Origin of the sequence: Curtobacterium sp. BH-2-1-1 (assembly GCF_001806325.1) — a bacterium.
Taxonomy (GTDB): domain Bacteria; phylum Actinomycetota; class Actinomycetes; order Actinomycetales; family Microbacteriaceae; genus Curtobacterium.
Genome location: NZ_CP017580.1, coordinates 1647156 through 1666451, shown reverse-complemented (window position 1 = coordinate 1666451; position 19296 = coordinate 1647156). Strand labels below are relative to the sequence as shown.

Annotated in this window: 14 protein-coding genes; 11 read left to right on the top strand and 3 right to left on the bottom strand. The window is 72.3% G+C overall.

Annotated features, from left to right (window positions below):
* Window positions 1-89 precede the first annotated feature (89 nt).
* The 6 genes from BJK06_RS07855 to BJK06_RS07830 are packed head-to-tail and all read left to right on the top strand — an operon-like array spanning window position 90 to window position 6162.
* The gene (locus tag BJK06_RS07855) at window positions 90-1532 is read left to right on the top strand and encodes a gamma-aminobutyraldehyde dehydrogenase (RefSeq protein ID WP_070417425.1); all 1443 of its coding nucleotides are present in this window, start codon (window positions 90-92) and stop codon (window positions 1530-1532) included.
* A 42-nt stretch (window positions 1533-1574) separates the two neighbouring features.
* Complete coding sequence (locus BJK06_RS07850; protein WP_156794801.1) at window positions 1575-2762, top strand: ABC transporter ATP-binding protein; 1188 nt, start codon at window positions 1575-1577, stop codon at window positions 2760-2762.
* Complete coding sequence (locus BJK06_RS07845; protein WP_070417423.1) at window positions 2759-3970, top strand: PotD/PotF family extracellular solute-binding protein; 1212 nt, start codon at window positions 2759-2761, stop codon at window positions 3968-3970. The genes BJK06_RS07850 and BJK06_RS07845 overlap by 4 nt, the downstream gene beginning before the upstream one ends.
* Window positions 3967-4899 (top strand): ABC transporter permease, encoded by a 933-nt coding sequence (locus tag BJK06_RS07840; RefSeq protein WP_219810664.1) that lies wholly within the window; start codon window positions 3967-3969, stop codon window positions 4897-4899. Before BJK06_RS07845 ends, BJK06_RS07840 begins: the two co-directional genes overlap by 4 nt.
* A complete protein-coding gene (locus BJK06_RS07835) occupies window positions 4896-5771 on the top strand; it encodes an ABC transporter permease (protein WP_070417422.1) in 876 nt (291 codons plus the stop codon). The genes BJK06_RS07840 and BJK06_RS07835 overlap by 4 nt, the downstream gene beginning before the upstream one ends.
* A gap of 22 nt (window positions 5772-5793) precedes the next feature.
* The gene (locus BJK06_RS07830; protein ID WP_070417421.1) at window positions 5794-6162 is read left to right on the top strand and encodes a hypothetical protein; all 369 of its coding nucleotides are present in this window, start codon (window positions 5794-5796) and stop codon (window positions 6160-6162) included.
* Window positions 6163-6231: 69 nt separating this feature from the next.
* Here BJK06_RS07830 and BJK06_RS07825 read toward each other — a convergent pair whose 3' ends face one another.
* Both BJK06_RS07825 and BJK06_RS07820 read right to left on the bottom strand, forming a co-directional pair.
* A complete protein-coding gene (locus BJK06_RS07825) occupies window positions 6232-7821 on the bottom strand; it encodes a GMC family oxidoreductase (protein ID WP_070417420.1) in 1590 nt (529 codons plus the stop codon).
* Window positions 7818-9167 carry an alpha/beta hydrolase gene (locus BJK06_RS07820; RefSeq protein ID WP_083295134.1) on the bottom strand — a complete coding sequence of 450 codons (1350 nt, stop codon included), beginning with the start codon at window positions 9165-9167 and terminating at the stop codon, window positions 7818-7820. The genes BJK06_RS07825 and BJK06_RS07820 overlap by 4 nt, the downstream gene beginning before the upstream one ends.
* Window positions 9168-9294: 127 nt before the next feature.
* Here BJK06_RS07820 and BJK06_RS07815 point away from each other — a divergent pair, with 127 nt between their 5' ends.
* The 4 genes from BJK06_RS07815 (at window position 9295) to BJK06_RS07800 (ending at window position 16651) form a co-directional block, all read left to right on the top strand.
* A complete protein-coding gene (locus BJK06_RS07815; protein WP_070417419.1) occupies window positions 9295-11844 on the top strand; it encodes a carboxylate--amine ligase/circularly permuted type 2 ATP-grasp protein in 2550 nt (849 codons plus the stop codon).
* A complete protein-coding gene (locus BJK06_RS07810) occupies window positions 11844-13628 on the top strand; it encodes an N-acetylglutaminylglutamine amidotransferase (RefSeq protein WP_070417418.1) in 1785 nt (594 codons plus the stop codon). The genes BJK06_RS07815 and BJK06_RS07810 overlap by 1 nt, the downstream gene beginning before the upstream one ends.
* Complete coding sequence (locus tag BJK06_RS07805) at window positions 13625-15556, top strand: prolyl oligopeptidase family serine peptidase (protein WP_070417417.1); 1932 nt, start codon at window positions 13625-13627, stop codon at window positions 15554-15556. Before BJK06_RS07810 ends, BJK06_RS07805 begins: the two co-directional genes overlap by 4 nt.
* Before the next feature lie 180 nt (window positions 15557-15736).
* A complete protein-coding gene (locus BJK06_RS07800) occupies window positions 15737-16651 on the top strand; it encodes a GNAT family N-acetyltransferase (RefSeq protein WP_219810663.1) in 915 nt (304 codons plus the stop codon).
* A 75-nt stretch (window positions 16652-16726) separates the two neighbouring features.
* On the opposite strand, the gene BJK06_RS07795 is transcribed toward BJK06_RS07800, so the two are convergent.
* Window positions 16727-18067, bottom strand: coding sequence for a hypothetical protein (locus tag BJK06_RS07795; protein ID WP_070417416.1), 1341 nt, complete (start codon window positions 18065-18067; stop codon window positions 16727-16729).
* 182 nt (window positions 18068-18249) lie between these two features.
* Here BJK06_RS07795 and BJK06_RS18185 point away from each other — a divergent pair, with 182 nt between their 5' ends.
* Window positions 18250-19251 (top strand): matrixin family metalloprotease, encoded by a 1002-nt coding sequence (locus BJK06_RS18185; RefSeq protein WP_083295133.1) that lies wholly within the window; start codon window positions 18250-18252, stop codon window positions 19249-19251.
* Window positions 19252-19296: the final 45 nt, after the last annotated feature.

Sequence of the window (19296 nt, the reverse complement as noted above, 5' to 3'; positions counted from 1 at the left end):
AGGGAATCCGTTGTGAACACCGTGTTTCACGACGATTTCCGTTGTTACAAGTCTTCCGAACCGGCTTTTTCCGTGCCAGTATCGCCGCCATGCGGGAGACCACGAAGACGAGCGAGGTCCGGAACTTCATCGGGGGCGCGTCCGTCGAGGTCCGTGCCGACGCGGCCTTCGACCTGATCGACCCGACCGACGAGCACGTCTACGGCACGTCTCCGGTGTCCAGTGCCGCCGACGTCGACGCGGCCTTCCGTGCGGCGAGCACCGCGTTCGGGACGTGGGGCCGCACCACACCGGCGGAACGACAGCTCGCGCTCTTCCGGATCGCCGACGCGATGGAGCAGCGGGCGGAGGAGTTCGCCGACCTCGAGTCGCTCGACACCGGGAAGCCCCGCGCCACCCTCGTCGAGGACGAGATCCTGCTCTCGGTCGACCAGATCCGCTTCTTCGCCGGCGCCGCCCGGAACCTCGAGGGGCGGAGCGCGGGCGAGTACATGACCGACCACACGTCGTTCGTCCGGCGCGAGCCGATCGGTGTCGTCGCCCAGGTCACCCCGTGGAACTACCCGCTCAACATGGCGGTGTGGAAGTTCGCGCCGGCGCTCGCCGCGGGGAACACGACCGTGCTCAAGCCGAGCGACACCACCCCGCTGTCGACCCTGCTGCTGGCCGAGGTCGCCGCCGAGTTCCTGCCGCCCGGCGTCCTCAACGTCGTCGTGGGGGACCGGACGACCGGTGCCGCGATGATCGACCACCCCACGCCGCAGCTCGTGTCGATCACCGGTTCCGTCCGCGCGGGCATCGAGGTCGCCCGCGCCGCCGCCGGGGACCTCAAGCGCACGCACCTCGAACTCGGCGGCAAGGCCCCGGTGATCGTGTTCGACGACGCCGACGTCCCCACCGCCGTGGCCGGCATCGTCGCCGCCGGCTTCTTCAACGCCGGGCAGGACTGCACCGCCGCCACCCGCCTGCTCGTGCAGGACGGCATCCACGACGAGTTCGTGGCGGCGCTCGCCGAGGCGGCACGGACCGACGCGCAGACCGGCCCGGACGCGCCGACCCCGTACTTCGGCCCGGTGAACAACGCGGCCCAGCTCGCCCAGGTCCGGTCGTTCATCGACACCCTCCCCGACCACGCGTCGATCGAGCTCGGCGGCCACCGCCTGGGCGACCGCGGCTTCCACCACGAGGCGACGATCGTCTCCGGGCTCCGGCAGGACGACCGCGCGGTGCAGCAGGAGATCTTCGGCCCGGTGCAGACCGTCCAGCGCTTCTTAACCGAGCAGCAGGCCCTCGGGTGGGCGAACGGCGTCGAGTACGGCCTGGCGAGCTCGGTGTGGACGACGGACCACGCGCGGGCGATGCGCTTCGCCCGCGACCTCGACTTCGGGTGCGTGTGGATCAACACCCACATCCCGATCGTCGCCGAGATGCCGCACGGCGGCTTCAAGCACTCCGGCTACGGCAAGGACCTGTCCCAGTACGGGTTCGACGACTACACCCGCATCAAGCACGTCATGTCCTACATCGGCTGAGCCCGAACCCGACCCCGAGCAGCACGAGCAGCAGGAGGCACCATGGCAATGACCGGCACCTTCGCCGAATCGGGAGCCGATCTCCGGCTCGACCGGATCACCAAGTCCTTCCCCGGCCACACCGCGGTCGACGCCCTCGACCTCACCGTCCCGGCTGGCTCGTTCTTCGCGCTGCTCGGGCCGTCCGGCTGCGGCAAGACGACGACGCTCCGGCTCGTCGCCGGCCTCGAGGAGCCCACGAGCGGCACGATCACGATCGGCGGACGGGACGTCACCGACACGAAGCCGTACCAGCGGCCGGTCAACACGGTGTTCCAGAACTACGCGCTGTTCCCGCACATGAGCGTGCGCGAGAACGTGGCGTTCGGGTTGAAGCGCCGGCGCATCCCGGACCCGATGACGAAGGCGACCGAGGCGTTGCGGCTCGTCGAGCTCGAGGGTTCGGCGTCGAAGCGTCCGGCGCAGCTGTCCGGCGGCATGCAGCAGCGCGTCGCCCTCGCCCGCGCGATCGTGAACCGCCCGGCCCTGCTCCTGCTCGACGAACCCCTCGGCGCCCTCGACCTCAAGCTGCGGCACCAGATGCAGCTCGAGCTGAAGACGATCCAGGCCGAGGTCGGTCTCACCTTCCTGCACGTCACGCACGACCAGGAGGAGGCGATGACGATGGCCGACACGGTCGCCGTCATGAACGGCGGCCGCATCGAGCAGATGGGCAGCCCGCAGGACCTGTACGAGCTGCCCCGCACGGCGTTCGTCGCGAACTTCCTCGGGCAGTCGAACCTGCTCGAAGGCGAGGTCCGCGGCACCGACGGCGGACTCCTCGTCGTCGCGACCGCGGCCGGCACGATCGCCGTCCCGACCGACCGGGCCGTTGCGACGACCGGACACGTGGTGGTCGGCGTCCGTCCCGAGAAGCTCAAGATCCGCACCGCCGAGCCGGCACCAGAGTCCGGTCGCAACATCCTCGGCCCCGGCCGTGTGGTCGACGTGTCGTTCTCCGGCGTCAGCACCCAGTACCTCGTGGACGTGCCGGGCGCGGGCCGCGTCTCCGTCTTCGCGCAGAACTCCAAGGGCGGACCGCGCATCGCCACCGGTACCGAGGTCTGGCTCACGTGGGGCGTCGACCACGGTTTCGGCCTGGAGGCGCACCCCACGTCCGACGCGACCGTCACCGCCGGAGCCGACCCGCGCCTCCAGTCCGCACCCGCCACCGCGGGGGTCGTCGCGTGAGTCCGCGGCCGGACCTGGTGCGCGGACTGACGTCCGCACGCGTCAGCCGTCGCGGATTCCTCGCGGGCGGCGGGGCCGCCGCGGTCGCCGCCCTGCTCGCCGGCTGCAGCATCAAGGGGTCGGCGGCGTCGCTCGCCGAACACCCGGTGGACTGGGAGCGGTTCTGGAAGGACCAGAAGGCGACGAAGCAGCTCAACTTCGCGAACTGGCCGCTCTACATCGACTCCGACCACGGCAAGTCCGAATCCATCCAGCTGTTCGAGCGGGCCACCGGGATCTCGGTCGACTACCAGGCCGTGATCCAGGACAACGCCACGTTCTACGCGACGGTGTCACCGATCCTCCGCGCGCAGGGGGCCACCGGCTACGACCTCGTCGTGATGACGAACGGCTTCGAGCTGACGCAGATGATCAAGAACGGGTTCGTGTGCGAGCTCGACCACTCGCGGCTGCCGAACTTCGCGGCGAACGCGGGTGACTCCGTGAAGGACCCGACCTACGACCCCGGGAACAAGCACTCGGTCGTGTGGCAGACCGGGTTCACCGGGATCGCCTACAACCCGAAGTACATCGACCGCGAGATCACGTCGTTCCAGGACCTGCTCGACCCGGCGTTCCGGGGCCGCGTCGGGCTGATGAGCGACAACACCGAGCTCGGGTCCCTCGGGCTGCTCGCGAACGGCATCGCCCCGGAGACCTCGACCCCCGCGGACTGGCGGACGGCCCAGGACTGGCTGCGGAAGCTCCGCCCGAGCGTCACCGGGTTCTACGACCAGAGCTACATCAACAAGCTCGAGAACGGTGACACCTGGATCACCCAGGCGTGGTCCGGCGACGTGTTCCAGGCGCAGCAGTCCGGGTTCGAGCACTTGAAGTTCGTCACGCCGGAGGAAGGCCAGATGATGTGGCACGACAACCTCATGATCCCCCGGCAGGCGGCGAACCCGGTGTCGGCCCTGGAGTGGATGGACTTCTACTACACGCCGAAGATCGCCGGCATCGTCGAGGACTACGTCAACTACGTCTGCCCGGTGCCCGCCGCGGAGGACTACGTCCGGGACGAGCTGGACGACCCCACCGTGGCGGACAGCCCGCTCGTGTTCCCGTCGTCCGAGGTGCTCGACAAGTCGCACGAGTTCCGGGTGTTCGAGAACTACGACGAGTACTCCGAGTGGAACGGCATCTTCAACGCGGTGGTGCAGTCGTGAGCGCCGTCGGGACGGCCGGGACCGCCGGTCTCGGGGCCGGACCGGGACCCGCGCCCGTGCGGCACGGTCGCCGCCTGCGGGTGCCGTTCCTGCTCGCCGTCGTCGGCACCGCGTACCTGGCCGTGTTCTTCGTCATCCCGCTCGTGTCGGGACTCATCGTCTCGCTCATGTCGGGCAACCCGGACGACGGCTACACGTTCACGTGGAACTGGGGGATCTACGGCTCGCTGTTCATCGACCCGCAGGTGCCGTACCTGACGTTCCTCGGTCGGTCGCTCTGGTACGGCGCGGCCGCGACCGTCGTGACGATCATCGTCGGGTACCCGGTGGCGTACTTCATCGCGTTCCGGGTGTCGCCACGGTGGAAGAACCCGCTCCTCATGCTCGTGTTCGTGAGCTTCCTCGTGTCGTTCGTCATCCGCACCGACATGTGGGCGTTCGTGCTCGCCTCGCAGGGGCCGGTCGTCACGGCGCTGCAGGCGATCGGCCTGGCCAGCAAGGACTTCCACATCCTCGGGACCGGTGGCGCGGTGATCTTCGGTGACGCCTACAACGACCTGGCGTTCATGGTGCTGCCGATCTACGCCGCGCTCGAACGCATCGACCCCCGACTCGGCGAGGCGGCGAACGACCTCTACGCCGGCAAGGTCCGGGCGTTCTGGCACACCACGCTGCCGCTGTCCCGCTCGGGCATCTTCGCCGGTGTCCTGCTCGTCTTCATCGACAGCGTGGGCGACCCGGTGAACTCGGCGCTCCTGGGCGGCACGAACACGTACACGATCGGGCAGGCGATCCAGGACGCCTACTCCGGCAACCAGCAGTACAACGTCGCCGCGGCGCTCTCGACCGTGCTCATGGTCGTGCTCGGCATCATCCTGTTCATCTACGCCCGCGTCTCCGGCACCGACGACCTCGAGGACCTCGTATGACCGCCGTCGCACCGCCCCGCGCCACCGCTCCCGCCGCCCCCGCCACCGGGACGGCCGCGCGCCGACCCGGCCGGCACGGGGTGAACCGCCGCGGGCCGTGGCTCGCGATCGTGTACTGGGTCACCATCGCGATCACCCTCGTGCCGATCGTCTACATGATCGTGTACTCGTTCAACGACGCCCCGACGAACCGGCTGTCGTTCGCGTGGAACGGGTTCACGACCTACTGGTACGCGAACCTCGTGAACGTCTCCGGCCTCGGACAGGCGTTCGTCACCTCGGTCGTCATCGCGTTCCTCGCCGCGATCATCTCGGTCGCGATCGGCCTCCCGCTGGCCCTGGCGCTCGAGCGCTACCGGTTCCCCGGGCGCGGTGCCGTGAACGCCGTCGTGTTCGCGGACATCGCGGCGCCGTCGATCGTCGTCGGGTCCGCGTCGCTGTCGTTCTTCCTGTCGGTCGGGCTCGGCACCGGGTTCCTGACGATCCTGCTCACGCACGTGGCGTTCGACGTCGCCTACGTCGTCGTGGTCCTCCGGGCGCGGATCGCGGGGACGTCACGGGCGCTCGAGGAGGCCGCGGGGGACCTCGGGGCGACGCCGTTGCAGGCGTTCCGGCTCGTGACCCTGCCGTTGCTCGCGCCGGGCATGCTGGCCGCGGGGTTGCTCGCGCTGGCGATGTCGATCGACGACTACGTGATCACCTCGTTCGTCGCCGGGCCCTCGGTCACGTTCCCGCTGTTCGTGTACGGCGCCGCCAAGGCCGGGATGCCGCCGCAGGTGCTGTGCTTCGGCACGCTCGTGTTCGCGGTGGGGCTGCTCGTGGCGCTGCTGAACGGGGCGCTGAACCGGCGGTTGGCGCGCACCCGCGGTTGACCCGGACTCGTAGGCTCGGGGGATGGACGTCATCGAGGTCGACGAGCGCGACAGCACGTGGGAGGACCCGCGCCCGCGCTTCCGCGTGTACGTCCAGCGCCCCGACGGCGACGTGTTCGCGACGGAGACGACCGACCTGCTCGAGGCCGACGTCCTGCAGGCCGTCGACTGGGCCCAGCGCCGTGCCGCCGAGCACGAGGGCGCGCTCTGGTCGCTCGCACTCGTCTCCGACGACCGGCGCGGGTTGCGCGGGCTCACCTGGCTCGTGGGTTCGGACGCGAACGACCCTCCGGAGGACGACCTCGACGTCGACCGCCGTGCGCGCATGCGTGCGCGCCGGGCGGATCCGGTCGTGGTGCCGATCGAGGACCGGGCACCCGCCGACTCCTGACCGCCACCGATGACGGACGGGAGGCGCGGTGCGAGCCCGCACCGCGCCTCCCGTCCCTCGGCTCGCGCGTCAGGCGACGGCGGTCGCGGCCTGCTCGCGGTCGGCGGAGGCGTCGTCGCGGAGCAGCCGGTCGGCGGTGCGCAGCGACAGCGCCATGATGGTCAGCGCCGGGTTCGCGATGAGGGAGCTCGGGAACACCGAGTTGTCCACGACCCACAGGTTCGGCACGTCCCACGACCGGCCAGCGGCGTCCACGACCGAGTTCCCCGCGTCGGTGCCCATCCGCGCCGTGCCGACGGTGTGCGCCGTGCGGTCGAGGACCCGGACGTCCGTGCCGCCCGCTGCCTCGACGATCGCGGTCATCGTGCGGACCGCGTGGCGGGTGATCGCTTCCTCGTTCGACCCGGGCGAGAACGTGACGCGGGCCTTCGGCACCCCGTTCGCGTCGACCTCGTCGGCGAGGACGAGCCGGTTGTCGTCGTACGGCAGGCACTCGGCGTTGATGCCGACGCCGGCCATCCGCGGGTAGTCCTGCAGCGCCCGGACGAGCGCGGCACCGCGGAGCCCACCGCCCCGCACGAGCGAGGTGGCGAGCGTCAGCGGCTGCACGCCGAGGCTCTGGATCAGGTAACCGCCCGCGAAGTCGGCATCGGTGGGGCGGACGAAGTCCTCGGTGATGATCGACGACGGGTACCCGCGGTAGGACCGCATCGACTCGTCGAAGGTCGCCCAGACCTGGGTGGCCCCGTGCGCGGTGAAGTTCCGGCCGACCTGGCCGCTGCTGTTCGCGATCCCGGTGTGCAGCAGCAGGCGCGGGGTCTCGATGCCACCCGCGGCGAGGACGAGCGTGCGGCAGCGCTGCCGGTGGTCGCGGCCGTCCTGGCGGTAGACGACGGCCTCGACCCGGCCCCTGGCGTCGAGCTCGATGCCGTGCACGAACGCCTCGGCGCGGATCTCCGCACCGAACGCGACGGCGGCGGGCAGGTAGGTGGTGTCCATCGACACCTTCGCGCCGTTCCGACAGCCCTGGTGGCAGGAACCGCAGGACACGCAGGCCTGGCGGAGCCCGTGGTGCTCCTGGTGCCGGTCCTCGGTGGTGAGGCCGACGGGGGCGTCCGTGGCGGTGACGCCCACGGCGGCGGCACCCCGGATCATCATGTCCGACGAGGCGTTCCGCGGCGGCGGGCCCATGCGGTAGCGGCGCTCCGGGTCCCACGGGTAGTGCGCGGGTCCGGCGACGCCGACGTCGTGCTCGGCCTGCTCGATCCAGCGGGTGAGCTCGGCGTGGTCGATCGGCCAGTCCTCGCCCTGCCCGGAGTCGGTGCGGAGCCGGATGTCGTGCTGGTTCGGCCGCGGTGTGAACGCGCCCCAGTGCAGGGTCGAGCCGCCGACGCCGGTGCCGCTGTTGTTCGGGCCGAAGGCGGTCGGGGCGCTGCCGCCGCTGATCCGCTCGTCCATCCAGTTGATGTCCCCGGGCGCCTCGACCTCGTCGGGGGTGTACTGCTCCGGGTCGGTGTTCGGGCCGGCCTCGAGCGCGACGACGCTGAGGCCTCGGCGGGCGAGGGTCGCGAGCAGCGGTGCGCCGCCCGCGCCGGTCCCGACGACGACGACGTCGACGACCTCGTCCTCGCTGTGGTGGCGCTGGTGGTCGAGTCTCATCGTCCGGCTCCCGTCGGTTCCCATGCTTCGCGCTCGCCGGCTCCGAGGAGCAGGAAGCCCTGTTTGCGCAGCCCGTCGCCGCCGTTGGCGAAGCCGTCGTAGTCCACCGCGGCCATCGTCGCGGGGTGTGCCATCCACTGCTTGGCGAGGTCGACGCTGGCGTCCTCGAGCCAGGCTCGCAGCTGCGAACCGTCGAGCGGGCCCGTCGTCGGCGTGTACTCGCCCGCGGTGACCGCGTCGAGCACCCCGGCGAGGTGCTCGTCGCCCTGCGCGGCCTCGCTGCGGAGTGCGTCGAGTCCGGCACGGTAGGCCTCGACGTCGGCGGGGAGACCGTCCGGTCGCCAGCCGTCGCCGAGTTCGTCGGCGAGCTGGTCGTCGACGCGGAGCGCGAGGTCGAGGTGGCGGTCGCCCGGCTGCGGGACGACGACGCGGGCCACGGCGCGCAACGTGTCGAGCTGCTCGCGGGTGAGGGCACGCGGTTCGCGGTCCGGGGCGTCCGGGAGCGCTCGGACGGCGAGGATGCCGCGGGTCCGTGCGCTCACGCGGGGGGAGGCGATGACGCGGGCGGTCTCGGCGGGGACGAGCGGACCGTGGTCGACCCGACGGTGCCAGAAGTCGCGGATGCGGTCGGCGACGGCGTCGGGCTGCTCCCACGGCAGCAGGTGCGCGGCGTCCGGCACCGCGTCGAACTCGCCCGCGGTCCAGTGCGGCAGGTTCAGCGTCCGCTGGGCCTCGGGGCCGAGGTCGCCGTCCTCGGCGCCGGCCAGCACCAGGGCGGGGACCGGGTTCGGCGGGAAGACGGTCGACCAGTCCTCGCGGCTGCCGCGGACGAGCCAGTCGGTCCAGGCCTGCGGGACGGCGCGCTCGACGTCGTGCACGGCGATCGCGTGTGGCTCCGGGTCGAGGCGGGACGCGGTGTTGGCGTCGACGAACGCATCCGCCTCGTCGGGGCCGATCTCGCCGTCCGACGCCCAGTCGAGCATGGTCTGCCGGCGCTCCTCGTCCATCGGCTCCGGGGAGAGCGGCGACGCGGCGAGCAGCACCACGGCGCGCAGGCCGAACAGGCCGTTGCTGCCGTCGACGGTGCGCGAGGCGACGACGGACGCCACCTTCCCGCCCATCGAGTGCCCGATCAGCGCCCAGTCGGTGGCACCGCTCCGGCCGATCGCACGTTCGACGAGCACGACCATCTCCTCGACGGTGGTGCCGGTCGCGGCCGTGCTGGTGCCGAACCCGGGCAGGTCGATCCCGACCAGGTCGAGCGTCCCGGCGAGGCGGGACCGCAGCCCGACGAACTCCTCGGAACTCGATCCGAGGGCGTGCAGGCAGAACACGGTGGTGGGCATCCTTCGTTCCTACGTGCCGCGGCGCCGGCGCTCCCAGCGGGGTGTACCCCGTGCGGCATTGTTTCGAGCATGCGACGATCTGCCGTCGGGCGGGGCCTTCCACAAGGTGCGGCGATAGGTTCGGCCCATGAGTGCAGAGCTGACGCTCGGCGCCGAGGAAGAACTGCACCTCATCGACCTCGATTCCGGACGACTTTCCGCGAAGGCCCCGCGCCTTCTGCCCAAACTGCCCGCCGACCGGTTCGGCGCTGAACTCCAGCGCACGACCATCGAGACGAACACCCCCGTGGTGCGCACCCTCGACGACCTGAGACGGGTGATCGTCGACCTGCGCAGCGAGCTGAGCGCCGCGATCGCCCCCGCCGGGGTCACGATCGCCGCTGCCGGCACCGCGCCGCGGTCGGAGTACGCCGACTTCGAGCTGACCTCCGGTGGGCGGTACGGCCGCATGCAGGAGCAGTACCGGATGCTCGTCGACGAACAGCTCATCTGCGGCCTGCAGGTGCACGTCGGTGTGAGCGACCGCGACCTGGCGGTGCAGATCGCCCAGCGGGTGGCCCCGGTGCTGCCGGTGCTGCTGGCGCTCAGTGCGTCGAGTCCGTTCTGGAACGGGCAGGACACCGGATACTCGTCGTTCCGCAGCATCATCTGGCAGCGCTGGCCCTCGGCCGGCAGCTTCGGGCGTGTCAAGGACGCCGCCGAGTACGACGCGATGCTCGACGACCTCATCGCGTCCGGGGTGATCGCCGACAAGAAGATGGCGTACTTCGACGTGCGGCCGTCCTCGCACGCCCCGACGCTCGAGCTCCGGGTCTGCGACGCGACGCCGATCGTGGACGACGCCGTGCTCATCGCCGGGTTGTTCCGCGCCGCCGTCCGCAAGGCGGAGAAGGCGGTCGAGTCCGGAGCCGAGTGGCGACCGCGCAGCGAGCCCCTGCACCGGGCGGCGATGTGGCAGGCCGCCCGCGGTGGCCTGACCGGCGAACTGCTCGGGCTCGGGCAGCACCCGGAGCGGCTGCCCGCCGAGACCGCCGTCCGCCAGCTCGTCTCACGGCTCCGTCCGGAGCTCGAGGAGCTCGGCGACTGGGGCACGGTGGCGGAGCTCGTCGAGGACACCCTCGCCCGCGGGAACTCCACGGACCGGCAGCGCACCGCGTACGCCGAGCGCGGCGAGCTCGACGACGTCGTGGCCTCGGTCGTCGAGGACACCGCCGGGACGCCCTCCGGCCGCACCGAGCACCCGACCGTGACGCTGCCGTCGTACCGCGTCCGCGCCGGTGACGAGGCCGTCGGTCCGGGAGCCCGGCCCCGCCCCGCGTTCCGCGACCTCGCGGTGTTCTTCCGCGGGTGGGACGCCGAGACCACGATCGAACGCTGCGCCGCCCGCGACACCTGGACCCGCGAGCACGAGGTCGGCTTCGTGGTCGACGGCGGCGTCCAGGCGTTCGGCTGCGACCTCGTCCCGCGGACCGTCAGCGCCTACGAGTGGAGCCAGCTCGCCGCCGGCCTCGGGCAGCGCGCCCGCGCGATCGAGCTGTTCCTCCGGGACGCCTACGGGCCCCGGCGGATCGTGGCGGACGGCGCGATGGACGAGCGCCAGTTCGTCGGGGCCAACGGGTGGGACCCGGCGGCCGCCCGGCTGCCGCAGGACGCCGTGCGTGCGCCCGTGATGGGGTTCGACCTGGTCCGGAACGAGTTCGGCGGGTGGCGCGTGCTCGAGGACAACGTCCGGTCGCCCTCCGGCGTCGCGTACGGCATCGCGCTCCGCGAGCTGATGGACGAGGTGGTGCCGGACGCCCCACGGCCGGAGCACCTGCTCGACCCGCACGGTGTGGTCGACCGCCTCCGCGACACGCTCCGCACGAACGCGACCGCCGTGACCGGCGAACCGGACCCGGTGATCGCGCTGATCAGCGACGGCCCCGCCGCCGGCGCGTGGTTCGAGCACCGCAGGCTGGCCGACGGGGCCGGGTTGCGCCTCCTGGCCGGCTCGGACCTGGACGTCCGCGACGGACACGTCGTCGAGGCGCGGACGGGTGACGTGCTGCACGGGCTGTACCTGCGCATCGACCGCGACGTCAGCGCGCTCGCGGCGGAGCACGCACCGGACCTCGGCGCGCGCATCCTCGACGTCGCCGAGGCCGGCGGTGTGCACCTGGCCAACGCGCCGGGCAACGCGCTCGTCGACGACAAGGCGATGTACGTCACCGTGCCGGACCTCATCTGGTACTACCTCGACGAGAAGCCGCTGCTCGACTCGGTCCCCACGTACCGGACCAGCATCGAGGGCGAGCGGCTCTCCGTGCTCGACCGCGTCGGCGAGCTCGTGACGAAGCCCGTCGACGGCGAGGGCGGTCGGGACGTCCTGATCGGTCCGAGCGCGAGCGCTCCCGAGGTCGCCGAGCGGCGCCGGGCGATCGCCGCGGAGCCCGACCGCTGGGTCGGGCAGGAGGTCGTGCAGCTGTCGTCGCACCCGACCATCGGCCCGGCCGGCCTCGACCCCCGGCACGTCGACCTGCGTGCCTTCGTCTACGTCACGGGCACGGGGCCGGACGACACCCACCTCGCCGACGTCGCGCTCACGCGGGTCGCGCCGGAGGGGAGCATGGTCGTGAACTCCTCGCGCGGCGGCGGCGCCAAGGACACCTGGATCACCGGAACGGCAGGGGACAGCTGATGTGCGGACTCGCGGGAGAACTCCGGTTCGACGGGACTGCGCCGGACGTCGCGGCCGTGGCGCGGATGACGGGCTGCCTCGTGCACCGCGGCCCCGACGGCGACGGGCTGTGGGCGCGCGGACCGGTCGCGCTCGGGCACCGACGGTTGTCGATCGTCGACCTGTCCACCGCGGGCGCGCAGCCGATGGTGCACCCCCGTGCCGGACTGACCATCGCCTACAACGGCATGGTCTACAACTACCGACAGCTCCGCGACGAGCTGCGCGGCCGGGGCCACGAGTTCTTCTCGACCTCGGACACCGAGGTCATCCTCGCCGCCTACGCCGAGTGGGGCACCCGGTTCGTCGACCACCTGGTCGGGATGTTCGCGATCGCCATCTGGGAGCACGCCAGCGGCCGGCTCGTGCTCGCTCGCGACCGGCTCGGCATCAAGCCGCTCTACGTCGCCGAGGTCCCCGGCGGGGTGCGGTTCGCGAGCTCCCTGCCCGCTGTCCTGGCCGGTGGTGGCGTCGACACGAGCATCGACCCGGTCGCCTTCGCGTCGTACATGACCTTCCACTCGATCGTCCCGGCGCCCCGCACGATCCTGTCCGGCGTCGGCAAGCTGCCGCCCGCGACCGTCCGGGTCATCGAGCGTGACGGGACCTCCCGTGACGAGACGTACTGGGAGCCCCGCTTCGAGCGCGACCCGGACAAGGCCGACTGGACCGACCAGGACTGGCAGGAGGCCTTCACCGCGAAGCTCCGCACCGCGGTCGAGCGCCGCATGGTCGCCGACGTCCCGGTCGGCGTGCTGCTCTCGGGCGGGATCGACTCCTCGCTCGTCGTGGCACTGCTCGCCGAGGCCGGGCAACAGGACCTCGCCACGTTCAGCATCGGCTTCGAGTCGGCCGGTGGCGAGTCCGGCGACGAGTTCGAGTACTCCGACGAGGTCGCGCGCCACTTCGGCACCGACCACCACCGCATCCGCATCCCGTCGTCGCGCCTGCTCGACGGCATCGACGGCGCGATCGGCGCGATGAGCGAGCCGATGGTCAGCCACGACTGCGTCGCCTTCTACCTGCTCTCGGAAGAGGTGTCGCAGCACGTCAAGGTCGTGCAGTCCGGGCAGGGTGCGGACGAGGTGCTCGGCGGCTACAGCTGGTACCCGCCGCTCGCGTCCGTCCCGCGGGACCAGGCCGCCGAGGTCTACCGCTCGGTGTTCATGGACCGCCGGTGGCCGGCACTTCAACCCCTGCTCGGGGAACGCTGGCGGAGCGACGACGACACGCCCTCGGCGTTCGTGGACGCCGCGTTCGCCGTGCCGGGAGCCGAGACCAGCGTCGACGCCGCGCTCCGCAGCGACACGATGACGATGCTCGTCGACGACCCGGTGAAGCGCGTCGACAACATGACGATGGCGTGGGGACTCGAGGCCCGCGTGCCGTTCCTCGACCACGAGTTCGTCGAGTTCGCCGGCGCGATCCCACCCGAGCTCAAGCTCGCGGACGGCGGCAAGGGCGTCATGAAGCGCGCGGCCCGCGGCATCGTCCCCGACGCCGTCATCGACCGGACGAAGGGGTACTTCCCGGTGCCGGCGATCCGGCAGCTCGAGGGTCCGTACCTCGAGCGCGTCCGGCAGGCGCTGCACGCCCCGGAGGCGCGGGAGCGCGGGCTCTTCGATCCGGGTACGGTCGAGCGGATGCTCCAGGACCCGAACAGCACGCGGACCGAGATCGGCGCGAACGCGCTCTGGCAGCTCGGCCTGATCGAGATGTGGCTGCAGCAGCAGGGGGTGCGGTGAGCGGGCCCGCCGTGCGGCCAGGAGGCGCGACCCACCTCGAGCCGTCGGCACGCGCCCGGCAGGCGGCCGACCTGGGCGAGCGCCTCGTCGCGGCCTGGGGATCGTGGGGGCCCACCATGACGCGGAACGCCCGCCGCGTCGCGTTCGTCAGCGACCGGCACGGCACCCCCGAGGTCTTCGTGCAGGACGTCGTCGTCGGCGACGAAGCACCCGAGCCCGTACGGATCCGGCTGTCCGACGACCCCGTGATCCGGGTGACGTGGTCCTCCGACGGGGAGTGGCTCGCCGTGGCCATCGCGACCGACGGCGGCGTGAAGCAGCAGGTCTGGGTGGTCCGACCAGACGGCACCGACGCCGCGCAGATCGCCGGGTCGCGGTACCAGCACGCCGAACTCGGGCCGTGGAGCCGCAGCGGCCACCGGGTCGTCATCACCCTGCCGTCCACCGAGGCCGACCAGCCCGCCCGCTCCTACCTCGTCGACCCCGTCTCCGGCGACCGCGACGACCTCGCGGTGGGGGAGCTCATCCACATCCTCGACCTCAGCGTCGAGGAGCGCCTCGTCGTGCTCCGGGACGGGCAGCGCGGCCACGAGTTCGTCGTGGTCGTCGACCGGCTCACCGACGAGAGCCACGCGCTGCTCGCCGACTCGCCGGACGGCTCGGCGGAGATCGCCTTCCTCCGACCGGCACCCGCGAGCGAGACCAGTCCGCTCGTCGCCTACGTCGCCACCGAGGCCGGGCTGCCCCGTCGCGGGCTCGTCGCCCAGCCGGTCGGCCCGCACGGATGGCGCGGTGCACCCCGACGGATCACCGAGCGCGACGACGCCGAACTGGAGTACCTCGACGCCGACGACGCCGGCCGGACCCTGCTGCTCGTCTGGAACGTCGACGGCCGGAGCGAACTCGACCTCATCAACACGCACGACGCCTCGCGGACGCCCGTGCCGGACCTGCCCGGGTACGTCGTCACCGACCCGGTCCTCAGCCGCGACGGGCGCAGCGTGCTGCTCGCCGTCGAGGGACCCCTGCGGCCGCGGGAGCTCTGGCGCCTCGACACGAACGCGCTGACGTGGAGCCGGGTCACCGGCGTCCCCGGGCTGCCGGAGGTGCCGCTGGTCGAGCCGACGCTCGAGCGCTTCGCGGCGCGCGACGGACTGGAGATCACCGGCTGGCTGTACCGGGCGGTGGAGCCGGCCACGTCGTCGTCCGGTGGTGGTCCCGACGTCGGTGCCGTGCCTCCCGAGCCGCGCGCAGCGCTCGTCCACCTGCACGGCGGACCGGAGTCGCAGGAGCGACCCACGTTCTCCCCGCAGCACCAGGCGCTCGCCGCCGCGGGCATCACGGTGTTCGCGCCGAACATCCGCGGGTCCAGCGGGTACGGGCGCGACTTCGTGCACGCCGACGACCTCGGGCTGCGCTGGAACGCGCTCGCCGACGTCGTGGACTGCGCGCGGTTCCTCGTGTCCAACGGGTACGCGGACCGCTCCCGCGTCGCCGTCGAGGGCCGCTCGTACGGCGGGTACGCCACCCTCGCGTCCCTGGCGTTCACGCCGGACGTCTTCGCGGCCGGCGTCGCCGTGTGCGGGATGAGCGACTTCGCGACCTTCTACCGGGACACCGAGCCGTGGATCGCCTCCGCGGCCGCGACGAAGTACGGCCACCCCGTGGACGACGCCGCGCTGCTCGACTCGCTGTCGCCGATGCGGGCGATCGACGACGTCACCGCGCCGCTGCTCGTCGTGCACGGCGAGCTCGACACCAACGTGCCGATCGGTGAGGCGCACCAGGTGGTCGAGGCGCTCACGGCGAGGTCGCACGACGTGGAGTACCTCGAGCTCGCAGGCGAGGGGCACGAGTACCGGCGGGCCACGTCGCGCGCGGAGCTCGTGCGGCGGATGGTGGCGTTCGTGGCGGCGCGGCTGGCGTAGCGCCTGTCGCGCGCGTTCCGCAGCGTGCGAGGAACCGCGCAGCGTGCGGGGGTCATTGCGTCGCACAGTAGTACGTACCTCGCACAGTGGTGGGAGCACCTCGCACGGTGCGAGGTCCGGCGCCGTGTCACGCGGTGCAACGATGTGCGGTCGGTGTCCGCGGCGTCGCAGGATGGACCCATGACGACCGATGCCCCGACGACCGACCTGACCCGACCCGGAGCGGTCGTCCTGACCACCGCGACGGACGTCGAGGCCGTCGTCGCCCGCGCCCGCAACACCTACGCCGCCGCCGTCGTCGCGGACACGGCCGGCTGGGAGGACGGGGACCGGCGCCGCCTCGAGGACCTGGGCTTCCGCGGCGGCGACCCCCGCGGCGCGGCGGTGCGGACGCTCGACCTCACGATCGCCGACGACGGCACCCCGACCCGGCTGCTCGACAACCCCGCGCTCGCGTCCCTGAACGGCGAGCACGCCCGGTTCGCCGAGCGTCGCGGCGACATCGCGCGGTACCTGCCCGACGTGTCGGTCTGGACCGGGATCCCGGAGCGACCGACGGCCGCGGACTGGGACGACGTGCGCGCGCTGCTCGGACCCGGTGCGGCCTTCGGCGTCGGTGCGTCCGCCGTCCTCCCCGAGGGCTGGCACGCCGTCGAGGGTTCCGGGGGCGTGCAGCTCACCGGTGAGGACATCGAGGGCGCTCCGGACCCCGAAGCCGTCGAGCTCACCCCCGACGACGTCCCCGAGATCCTCGAGCTCATCGCCCGCACGAAGCCCGGGCCGTTCCTGCCCCGCACGATCGAGCTCGGCCGGTACGTCGGCGTCCGGCGTGGGGGCCGCCTCATCGCCATGGCCGGGGAACGTCTGCACCCGCCGGGGTGGACCGAGATCAGTGCGGTGTGCACGGACGCCGACTTCCGCGGGCAGGGGCTCGGACGGCGCCTCGTGCTCGACGTCGCGCACGGCATCCGCGCGCGGGGCGAGACGCCGCTCATGCACGCCGCCGCCGGCAACACCGGGGCGATCGGGCTGTACCAGCACCTCGGGTTCCGGTTGCGGGAGCGGGGTGCGCCGCGGTTCGTGCGGGTGCCCTGACCGCTGTCGCGGTGTCGGACGGGAGGCGCGGTGCGGGGCCGCCACGTGCCTCCCGTCCGACGTGGTGCGCGTCGGTCAGCCGACCTTCTTCCAGGTGCCGCAGCCGCTCGACTCGAAGCCCACGGCGTTCTTCGGGACCGTCACGGTGACGGTCGCCCGGGAGTCGCGGTAGTCGTTCGCGATGATCGACTCGATGTCACCGTCAGCCGCGGAGTACGTCGCCCAGTAGCAGCCCGCCGGAGCCGACGTGCGCCACGTGGTGCCCGCGCTGACCTGGGGGCCGACGACGTAGACGCCGTCCGAGGTGATGCTCGCCAGCTTCGGTCCGGCCGAACCGACCGGGTACCAGGAACCGCAGTCGTCGAGCTCGACGTACTTGTCGGAGCTGGAGATCGTCATGAGTCGCTGACCCGAGCCGAGGTCGTTCGCCCGGATGTCGTCGAACCGGCCCTGTGCGCTGCTCAGCCGTGCCCAGTAGCAGAGCTGGCTCGTCTTCGTCGTGGAGTAGTACGTGCCGGCCTTCACCTGGGTGCCGACGCGGAACGTGCCGTCCCCGGAGAACGCGACCGCGGCCTTCGAGATCGCCGCGGTGGCCGCGCTGCGAGCGGCACCGTCGGTGTAGCCGTTCTTCGACACGATCACCCGGGACGAGATCTTCGCCCCGACGTCGTAGTACCCGAGTCGGTAGGTCCGACCGGTCATGCTCGGGACGACGGTCCCGTTGCGCGACCACTCGTACCGGTACGTCAGGCCGGAGGTGTTCCAGGCGCCCTGCGACGTCGTCAGGACGCTGCCGCTCCGCGTGATGCCGGTGACCGCCGGGTTCTTCGTCGCGCGCGGGGCGTCACCGCGGGCGACGATCCCGACGTACTTGTTGCGCGTGACCGTCTCGTAGCCGGACCGCGATCCGGTGATCGAGACGGTGAGCTTGTGGCCCCGATCGGACACGGTCGGGGTGTACCGGGTCTTGTAGGCGCCGCCGATCGCGACCCCGTCGCGGTACCAGCGGTAGCCGACCGTCGTCGGCGCGGGCTTCCAGGCCGGCGCGGCGACCGTCAGGGACCCACCGACCTTCAGGCTGCCGGTGACGGTGGGGGCTGCAGTAGTGAACGACCGCAGCGCCGGGGTCGTCGGGGCGGTGGGCGGATCGGTCGCCAGGTCGGTGGGTGCTCCGGCCGGAGCGGTCGTCGTCGCGGACGGCGGCGTGGCGGTCGAGGGTGCCGTGGCGGCCGCGGCCGTCGGGCTCGGGGTCGTGGCGGCCGAGGTCGGGGTGGCCGTCGCTGCGGCCGCCGGGGTGGCGGCCGGCGCTGCGGCGGCCGGAGTGGCGGCGAGCAGGGTCGCGGCGGTGACGGCCAGGGCTGCCAGGGGCAGGACGAGCTGCCTCGGTCGTCCGGCGGCGCGTTCGGGTCGTGCCATCGTGGTGGTTCCGTTCTGCGGGTCGTGTGCGGCGGATCGCCGGTTCCGAGAATAGGAGAGCGGCGCTCAGGTTACGCACGGCCAGTTCGGGGGGTTGACCGCGCCGTCCGGGGGTCCGCACACTGACTGCGCCCGGCAGGGGGCTGCCGGTACAGCGGACCAGGAGGGTCGACAACGTGCGGATGTCCACCGTGACCGCAGGGGCGGTCGTGCTCGGGATCGCGCTCGCCGCGGTCGTCACCACGTCGGTCGGCGTCCCGCACGCCGATGCCGCACCGTCCTGCCGCGGGGACCGGATCACCGTCGCCGCGCTGTCGTCGGGGTGTGCCGTGTCGTCCGGCACGGTCGTGCTGCCCGACGGTCGGCAGTTCCGGGTGCCGCCGGTCGGGACGACGGTCTCCGCGATGCCGGTCGGTGCAGCGGGCAGCACCGACGACGGGGACGTGTCGGTGACGAACACCGGCCGCTCAGGCGTCGCGGTCCTCGTGCACGACCAGTGGTCCGGGGCGCCGGCAGCCATCCGCCAGGAGCGTGCCGCCCTCGCGCACCGGACGCTCCCGGGCGGTTCCGGACTCCGGGCCACGGGCGGAGCGTCGTCGTCGACGGCGGCCACGGGCAAGACGTCCAGCTGCTCCGCGACGGCGTACACGAAGCTCGGCTTCCGCTGGGCCAACACCGTCGAGTGGAGTTACAACCCGAACAACCAGAAGGTGTCCGGCGCAGCAGCCATCGGCGCCGGTGCCGACGCCTGGACCGGGACCACGTCGGCGTGCGGCCGGACGGTGAAGTCGACGGCGGACGACACGCCCCTCGGCAGCCGGAAGCGCGCGATGGGCGTCACCGCCACCGGTGGCTGCGGCGCGTCCGACGGCTCGAACATGGTCGGGTGGGGATCGCTGCGCGCCGGGACCCTCGCGGTGACCTGCGTCTGGTCGCGCTCGGGCGTCGCGGTCGAGGCCGACCAGCGGTACTCGACGTCGGTCGACTGGTCCGCCGCGTCGACCTGCTCGGGGAAGCGCTTCGACCTGCGCGGGGTCGCCACGCACGAATGGGGGCACGCGTACGGCCTCGGGCACACCGCGGCGACGAGCGGCCTCGTGATGAAGCCCGCGTCGACGACGTGCGAGACCGGCCAGCGGACCCTCGGCCTCGGCGACCTGATCGGCATCGACGCGCTCTACTGATCCGGACCGGGGCGAGGCGCCCGTGATCCTGGATTCTCTAGGATC

What these genes read in the sequence shown, in the direction of transcription:
- BJK06_RS07855 (WP_070417425.1), top strand. Translation starts at nt 90, where the DNA reads ATGCGGGAGACCACGAAGACGAGCGAGGTCCGGAACTTCATCGGGGGC.
- BJK06_RS07850 (WP_156794801.1), top strand. Translation starts at nt 1,575, where the DNA reads ATGGCAATGACCGGCACCTTCGCCGAATCGGGAGCCGATCTCCGGCTC.
- BJK06_RS07835 (WP_070417422.1), top strand. Translation starts at nt 4,896, where the DNA reads ATGACCGCCGTCGCACCGCCCCGCGCCACCGCTCCCGCCGCCCCCGCC.
- BJK06_RS07830 (WP_070417421.1), top strand. Translation starts at nt 5,794, where the DNA reads ATGGACGTCATCGAGGTCGACGAGCGCGACAGCACGTGGGAGGACCCG.
- BJK06_RS07825 (WP_070417420.1), bottom strand. Translation starts at nt 7,821, where the DNA reads ATGAGACTCGACCACCAGCGCCACCACAGCGAGGACGAGGTCGTCGAC.
- BJK06_RS07820 (WP_083295134.1), bottom strand. Translation starts at nt 9,167, where the DNA reads ATGCCCACCACCGTGTTCTGCCTGCACGCCCTCGGATCGAGTTCCGAG.
- BJK06_RS07815 (WP_070417419.1), top strand. Translation starts at nt 9,295, where the DNA reads ATGAGTGCAGAGCTGACGCTCGGCGCCGAGGAAGAACTGCACCTCATC.
- BJK06_RS07810 (WP_070417418.1), top strand. Translation starts at nt 11,844, where the DNA reads ATGTGCGGACTCGCGGGAGAACTCCGGTTCGACGGGACTGCGCCGGAC.
- BJK06_RS07800 (WP_219810663.1), top strand. Translation starts at nt 15,737, where the DNA reads ATGACGACCGATGCCCCGACGACCGACCTGACCCGACCCGGAGCGGTC.
- BJK06_RS07795 (WP_070417416.1), bottom strand. Translation starts at nt 18,067, where the DNA reads ATGGCACGACCCGAACGCGCCGCCGGACGACCGAGGCAGCTCGTCCTG.
- BJK06_RS18185 (WP_083295133.1), top strand. Translation starts at nt 18,250, where the DNA reads ATGTCCACCGTGACCGCAGGGGCGGTCGTGCTCGGGATCGCGCTCGCC.